At 37.7% G+C, this 6,553-nt stretch carries 7 protein-coding genes (1 of these 7 only partly in view); 2 read left to right on the forward strand and 5 right to left on the reverse strand.

The features are described from left to right. The first annotated feature begins 34 nt into the window (after positions 1-34). Together malX and IGK53_RS08410 are read left to right on the forward strand one after the other, a co-directional pair. The gene (gene malX, locus IGK53_RS08405; protein ID WP_002329071.1) at positions 35-1,603 is read left to right on the forward strand and encodes a maltose/glucose-specific PTS transporter subunit IIBC; all 1,569 of its coding nucleotides are present in this window, start codon (positions 35-37) and stop codon (positions 1,601-1,603) included. A gap of 11 nt (positions 1,604-1,614) precedes the next feature. Continuing rightward, positions 1,615-2,811 (forward strand): MalY/PatB family protein, encoded by a 1,197-nt coding sequence (locus IGK53_RS08410; RefSeq protein ID WP_016629257.1) that lies wholly within the window; start codon positions 1,615-1,617, stop codon positions 2,809-2,811. An 89-nt stretch (positions 2,812-2,900) separates the two neighbouring features. On the opposite strand, the gene IGK53_RS08415 is transcribed toward IGK53_RS08410, so the two are convergent. The 5 genes from IGK53_RS08415 to IGK53_RS08435 form a co-directional block, all read right to left on the reverse strand. Further along, positions 2,901-3,728 (reverse strand): helix-turn-helix transcriptional regulator, encoded by an 828-nt coding sequence (locus tag IGK53_RS08415; RefSeq protein ID WP_002329069.1) that lies wholly within the window; start codon positions 3,726-3,728, stop codon positions 2,901-2,903. Positions 3,729-3,859: 131 nt separating this feature from the next. Further along, a complete protein-coding gene (locus IGK53_RS08420) occupies positions 3,860-4,369 on the reverse strand; it encodes a kinase (protein WP_002329068.1) in 510 nt (169 codons plus the stop codon). Positions 4,370-4,464: 95 nt separating this feature from the next. After that, positions 4,465-4,863 (reverse strand): cytidine deaminase family protein, encoded by a 399-nt coding sequence (locus tag IGK53_RS08425; RefSeq protein WP_002329067.1) that lies wholly within the window; start codon positions 4,861-4,863, stop codon positions 4,465-4,467. Positions 4,864-5,040: 177 nt separating this feature from the next. Then, positions 5,041-5,301 (reverse strand): hypothetical protein, encoded by a 261-nt coding sequence (locus IGK53_RS08430; RefSeq protein ID WP_002329066.1) that lies wholly within the window; start codon positions 5,299-5,301, stop codon positions 5,041-5,043. Between the two features lie 24 nt (positions 5,302-5,325). Further along, on the reverse strand, positions 5,326-6,553 hold the 3' portion of the coding sequence (locus IGK53_RS08435) for a PTS sugar transporter subunit IIC (RefSeq protein ID WP_002320565.1). The gene runs 77 nt beyond the window's last position; only the last 1,228 of its 1,305 coding nucleotides appear in the window; the start codon falls outside the window, past its right edge; its stop codon occupies positions 5,326-5,328.

The following is a 6,553-nucleotide window of genomic DNA, read 5'->3' on the forward strand; positions in this document are numbered from 1 at the left end:
GATTTTAAAACTACTAAGAGATGGAGGAAGAAAAATGGATACAAAGAAAAAGAAATCGACCTTTTGGGAGTTCTTTCAAGGGTTGGGAAAGACTTTTATGTTGCCGGTTGCTTTGTTAGCTTTCATGGGTATTCTTTTAGGGTTAGGTAGTTCATTTTCCAGTGAATCAATGATTCAGACTTTACCGTTTTTAGGATATCCAGCAGTCAAAGCAGTGTTCCAATTCATGTCTGCTATTGGCGGTTTTGCCTTTACCTACTTGCCAGTCATGTTTGCCATGGCCATTCCATTAGGATTAGTTCGTAAGGAAAAAGGTGTGGCCGCTTTCTCTGGATTCGTCGGTTACACTGTCATGAATTTAGCCATCAACTTTTACTTAGTCCTGACAAATCGTTTAGTTGATGCCGACCACTTGCGAGAAGCTGGACAAGGAATGGTTTTTGGTATCCAGACGATCGAAATGGGTGTTCTTGGAGGGATCATTGCTGGAATCATCGTTTATAAGTTGCATAACAGGTTTTATACTGTTCAGTTACCAGATAGTTTCGCCTTCTTCTCAGGGGCTCGTTTTGTACCGATTATCACTTCTCTAGTTTTAGGGTTTGTTGGTTTGATCATCCCCTTGATTTGGCCTTTATTCGCTATGGTCATTATGGCTATCGGCCAGCTAATCCAACGTTCAGGAATATTTGGTCCCTTCTTATTCGGCTCAGGGGAACGACTGCTTCTTCCATTCGGGCTTCATCATATTCTAGTTTCGATGATACGCTTTACTGAAGCTGGTGGTTCGGCGATCATTGATGGGAAAGAAGTATTTGGTGCACTGAATATCTTTTATGCAGAATTGCAAAACAATTTGCCTATTTCGCCAAGTGCAACTGCCTTTTTATCACAGGGAAAAATGCCTACATTTATTTTTGGACTGCCTGCAGCAGCATTAGCTATGTATCGTACCGCAGCACCACAAAATCGACATAAAATCAAAGGATTGTTGATTTCAGGTGTGATTGCGACAGCTGTGACCGGAATCACAGAACCAATCGAATTTTTATTTTTATTCATTAGTCCGCTATTATGGCTCTTCCATGTCGTCATGACTGGTCTAGGTTTTATGGTCATGGCATTATTAGGTGTAGTAATCGGGAATACAGATGGTGGAATCTTAGATTTTGTGATTTTTGGTCTACTTCAAGGTAATGACACAAAATGGTGGTGGGTATTAATAATCGGTGCTTTGTGGTTCGGTATTTACTATATTGTCTTCAAAACAGTAATCATAAAATTGGATTTAAAAACACCTGGGCGTGACAAGACAGTGGATGAAACAGAATATACCGATCAAGAAGTGAACTTTCATAAAACAGGCGGATACGATGCAAAAGGAATTTTAGCAGCACTTGGTGGTCAAGAAAACATCCAATCTTTAGATAATTGTATTACACGTTTACGTTTAGTTTTAGCAGATGCAGATATCGTAGATGATGAAAAGTTAAAACAACTAGGAGCATTAGGTGTGGTCCATCTCGATCATCAAAACGTCCAAGTGATTATCGGAACAAAAGTCACAACTGTTCGCAATCAGCTTGATACGATTTTAGGATAAAAAGATAGAAGGTGAATTTTGTGACATTTGATACCGCTATAAATAGAAAAGGAACGTACTGTACACAGTGGGACTACGTTGAAGACCGATTTGGAGAAGCTGATTTACTCCCTTTTACGATTTCTGATACAGATTTTATGGTCCCAAAAGAAGTACTCAAAACTTTGAAAGAAAGGATGAACCATCCAGTATTTGGCTATACCCGCTGGAATCATCATGAATTAAAAGAAGCAATTAAACAGTGGTATCAATCCCGTTTTGACACACTACTGGAAGAAGAATGGATCATGTACACTCCAACAGTTATCTATGCAGTATCTACCCTTATTCAAATGCTTACTAAAAAAGGGGAAGGAGTGGTTTTACAAACGCCAGCTTATGATGCTTTTTTTAAAGTCATCCAAGACAATGACCGACTTCTAGTCGAGAATCCTTTGATCTATGAAGAAAATCAGTACCGGATCGATTTTACGAATTTAGAAGAGAAATTAGCCAGGCCAGAAAACAAAGTACTACTTCTCTGCTCTCCCCACAATCCAACCGGAAGAGTATGGAAACAATGGGAATTAGAAAAAATCGTGGCATTGTGCCGTCAGTATTCTATATTTTTATTATCTGATGAGATACACATGGACATTTTAGGACGAGGACAAAGGCATATACCTATCACACGCTTCAATTATGAACAAGTGGCGATTGTCACCAGCGGTACAAAAACATTTAACTTCCCTGGATTGACATTTGCCTATGCGTTGATACCGAATCTTGGGTTACGTGAGCATTTTCAAAGAAAGTTAAAAAATGCGGATGGGTTATCTTCTACCAATATTTTCGGTATGTTAGCGACAATGAGTGCCTATCGGTATTGCAGTCATTGGGTAGATGAACTGAATCATTATCTTGAAAGCAATCAGCGGTATGTAAAAACATTTATCCAGGAAAAACTGCCAGATGTAAAAGTCGTCGATCTTGAAGCAACCTATTTGATGTGGCTGGATGTATCCAAAGCTGTATCAGATATTCCTCTTTTAAGAGAGAAGCTGATTTCTGTAGGCAAAGTGGCGATTATGGATGGATCGATTTACGGCGGAAACGGTCATCAATTTTTACGATTGAATATCGGCTGTCCGAAATCGAAATTAGTAGATGGACTAGATCGTATGTTGAAAAGTTTTGAAGCGGCGGCTGCAATCGAAATTAAGCCATAAAAAAAGAGATGTGACAAAAGTTTTTGTCACATCTCTTTTTTTTCGAATCAACGGTATTCTTAAAGTTATACACTTCTGTCATGACCTCTTTATTTAAGGTCGTTTTCGATCACTTTCACCGCGTGATCATTCCCGTTGAAACATGCTACTTTTTTGGCATCCATATATCTTTCTAAATAATCGTCTTCTCCTAGTTGCTTATGGCAAAAAGCAATTTCATAAAACAAGTATTCCAATGAATGGGTTGATTTATGTTTCTTATTGTATTCGATCCCCTTCTCGCACAACTGGATTGCTTTTTCATAGTTCTCGATTTTGCTGTAATAGGTAGCGATATTATAATATACGGCACAGACCATCAGATTATCAAAATCAGTATCATTCAAGATTTTAAGCGTACGTTCCACATACACTTTTGCAAAGTCTAATTCTCCTTTTGCCAAGTAGATCATTGCCACATTTGCAGCTGCTTGTAAGTGATGGATATCTGTTTCGGTCGTTTGTTCCAACACTTGATTGAAATAAAACAATGCTGCATCTTCTTTTTTTGCATAAAGATGATCAAGCAGTCCTTGATAAAACAAGATTTGGTTTAAAAGATCAGAATTGCTTACTTTTTTCTGATCAACCGTTTGTAAAATTTCATAAGATTCTTTGTACTTCGATACAGCATTCAACGATTGAATCTCACTTAATTTTTTTCTGATCTTGTCTTCTTCTGTTTCCACTAATATATCGGAGATCTCGACATTCAACTTTTTGCAAAGCGCACTTAGGATGTTGATACCTGGTGACATATTCTTGTTTTCGATATTGCTGACAGTTGCCTGTTCGCAAATACCTTCTGCTAATTGTACTTGGGTTAACCCCTTTTTCTTTCGGTATTCTTTCAGTAATGCTCCATCTACTTTTATCAAAACAATTTCCTTCCCTTTAAAAAATTATTTCTCCTTTATATCATACACAAAAAAAAGTTCTAAACAACCATAATTGTTTAGAACAGAATAAAAATTTTAATTTTTATCACCAATTATTTCTTGATAAAAAATCAACTGTCTACCTGCAGATCAATCTCCTGAAGTATTTTCTCTATCATTTCTTGTTGACTTAATTCGGCAGTCAGTATCTTCTCATTAGGCAATCCAAGTATATCGTGCTCCAACCACCACTCCGCCATTTGTTCTGCACCAAATTCTTTTGACATCTTTCTCTGGCTGTGACGTCTCAGCGTTTCTTCAAAAGAAAGATCGTAATAATAAGCAAATACATTTCCTTGAAAGCTCTCATACAGGTCCATAAGCATCGCTTTGTAGATTTTTGTGCGCATGATCCCCTCAACAAGGACTAAATCAAATCTGTCTTTTCCAAATTCTACCAACTGACGGATCAAATCTGGTGTAGGATTTCCTATTTTATCTTTGACATTCAACATTCCTCTTCTCACTTCATCTTGAGAGATTCGCATCACCTTCCCCATAGGAAAATGATTTTGAATAGCTTTAGCTGTCGTTGTTTTCCCACTTGCTGAATTTCCTCTTAATATGACGAGCTTCCCCATGACACTGCATCTCCTTGTATACCGATAATCATTCATCCAACATCATTAAACCTTCTGTTGATTGAAAATAAAAAGAGAATCTGTTCGTATAAAAATCATTCTGATCTGTGGTAAGCATATGGAATGAGATCCGTAATTTTGATTTTTTTAACCCCCTCTTCTGTTGAGACAATGATTTCACAATCAGGTGCATACTCCAATATAAACTGTCGGCAATTCCCACATGGAGAATAGATCATGTCAGAATGATCTCCACCCACAGCTACGATACACTCAAAATCACGTTCACCACGACTGATTGCTGTCCCTAACGCAATGATTTCTGCACATGCCCCATGATTCGAATAAACATTCACACCAGTATACACATTACCATTTGTGCAACGTACTGCAGCTCCTACTGTATGATTGAAAGACACCAAATCAATATTTGATTTAATGACTTCGGTTGCAGCATCCATTAATTCTAAATCCATTGTTGATAAATCGCTCATTTTTATCTCCTTCTTTCTGCCAAATCGGTTAAAGCAATCATAAACTTTATATAATGGCAGAACGGAAAGAAAAGAAACGACTTAGTTAGTATGGAGTATGGTCTATTGTTCTTGATACAACGGTAAAAAAGCAAGCTTGCATTTACAAGCCTGCTTTTGGAACATTTAAAGCTTCGATTAAAGCTTCGATGTGACAAACCACCTATGCTGCTCGATCATAAAATTGATAGTAAAAATTCCACAAAGTATATATGTACCCCATGATAATAAAACATTTATCTGCGGTAAAATGATCTTTGGAAGAATCACAATCAAAAATGATGCCAGTGCCCAAACCCACCGATTGATGTGAACCTGATGCATAGCCAGCATATTCAACATAAGTTGGCTTATCGTTAATAAAAAGATAAAAACAAAAAATAAAATCAGCCAATACATTGTTTTCCACCTCTGAAATCAGACCTAAGCAGTTTGTATTTCGTTATCTCCATTATTATTTTGTTCATCTGACAACATCTTTTTATCATAAGCTTTTACAAATGGATAATAGATGATAAATGCTATCAGTGTATTGATCACAATCAAAACAACCACACGCCAGTCATTTCCTGCTGAAAGATAGCCGCCGATTGGTGCTGGTAATGTCCATGTTGGCAACACAGTAAATCCATTGACCATTTCTAATTTGACTGCAAAATAGCTGACAATAGTCAAAACTAAAGGAACTAAGTTGAATGGAATGAACATATAAGGATTCAACATCATAGGAGCTCCAAAAATCATCGGCTCATTGATATTGAAGATACCAGGAATAATGGAAAAGCGACCAACTTCTTTTAAGAATTTTGATTTACAAAAGAATAAAAACAAAACTGATACCACAATCGTGGCTCCTGCACCGCCAATCGTAACTGTCCATTGATAAAACTGTTCAGGAGCAATATAAGGCAATTTGGTAGCAGCTGTACCATCTGCTAACGCCTTCGCATTCTCATCCAACATAATCAGCCACATTGGGCGAACGACAGCCCCTACGATACTCATGCCATGGATCCCAAATGACCACAACAAATGGATCAAAAACATTGGTAATAAAACACCAAGCAGATTATTCCCTAAAATATTGGTTAAAGGCTCGAATAACGATAATAAGGCAGCGTTTACATCAAAGCCCGCGACGCTTCGAATCAACCAAGTCGTTGTTAAAATCACTGCACCAGGAATCAATGCCTCAAAACTACGGGCAACAGCAGGTGGTACTTGTTCTGGCATTTTGATAGTAATATTACGCTTTTTAAAGAAACGATACACTTCCACTGCAAAAATCATGGATAGGATCCCGGCAAACATCCCAGATGCTCCTAAAGAACTCATCGGTAAGACCCAGCCAAGAGGTGCCTCTTCAGGTGTTAAAACGTTTACAGGAACTTGTAACATAAAGAACGTCCCTAGTGATAATATACCACCCGTCACACTATCCAACCCATATGATTTAGCTAGATCCGAACCCATAACAAAAGTTGCGTAAATAGCCATTAATCCCATCGTAATCCTGAAAGGTAAAACGATCGTTGCCGAATAAGGGGCAATAAATTCATTCCACCCAGGAAACGGTAAATTGATGAAAACCATAAAAAATGTACCAATCAAAATCAATGACAGTGTTGAAACAACCCCATTACGAATTGCC

The organism is Enterococcus sp. DIV1224, from assembly GCF_050555455.1.
In the GTDB taxonomy this organism is placed as follows: Bacteria; Bacillota; Bacilli; order Lactobacillales; family Enterococcaceae; genus Enterococcus_B; species Enterococcus_B lactis.

What these genes read in the sequence shown, in the direction of transcription:
- malX (WP_002329071.1), top strand. Translation starts at nt 35, where the DNA reads ATGGATACAAAGAAAAAGAAATCGACCTTTTGGGAGTTCTTTCAAGGG.
- IGK53_RS08420 (WP_002329068.1), bottom strand. Translation starts at nt 4,369, where the DNA reads ATGGGGAAGCTCGTCATATTAAGAGGAAATTCAGCAAGTGGGAAAACA.
- IGK53_RS08425 (WP_002329067.1), bottom strand. Translation starts at nt 4,863, where the DNA reads ATGAGCGATTTATCAACAATGGATTTAGAATTAATGGATGCTGCAACC.
- IGK53_RS08430 (WP_002329066.1), bottom strand. Translation starts at nt 5,301, where the DNA reads ATGTATTGGCTGATTTTATTTTTTGTTTTTATCTTTTTATTAACGATA.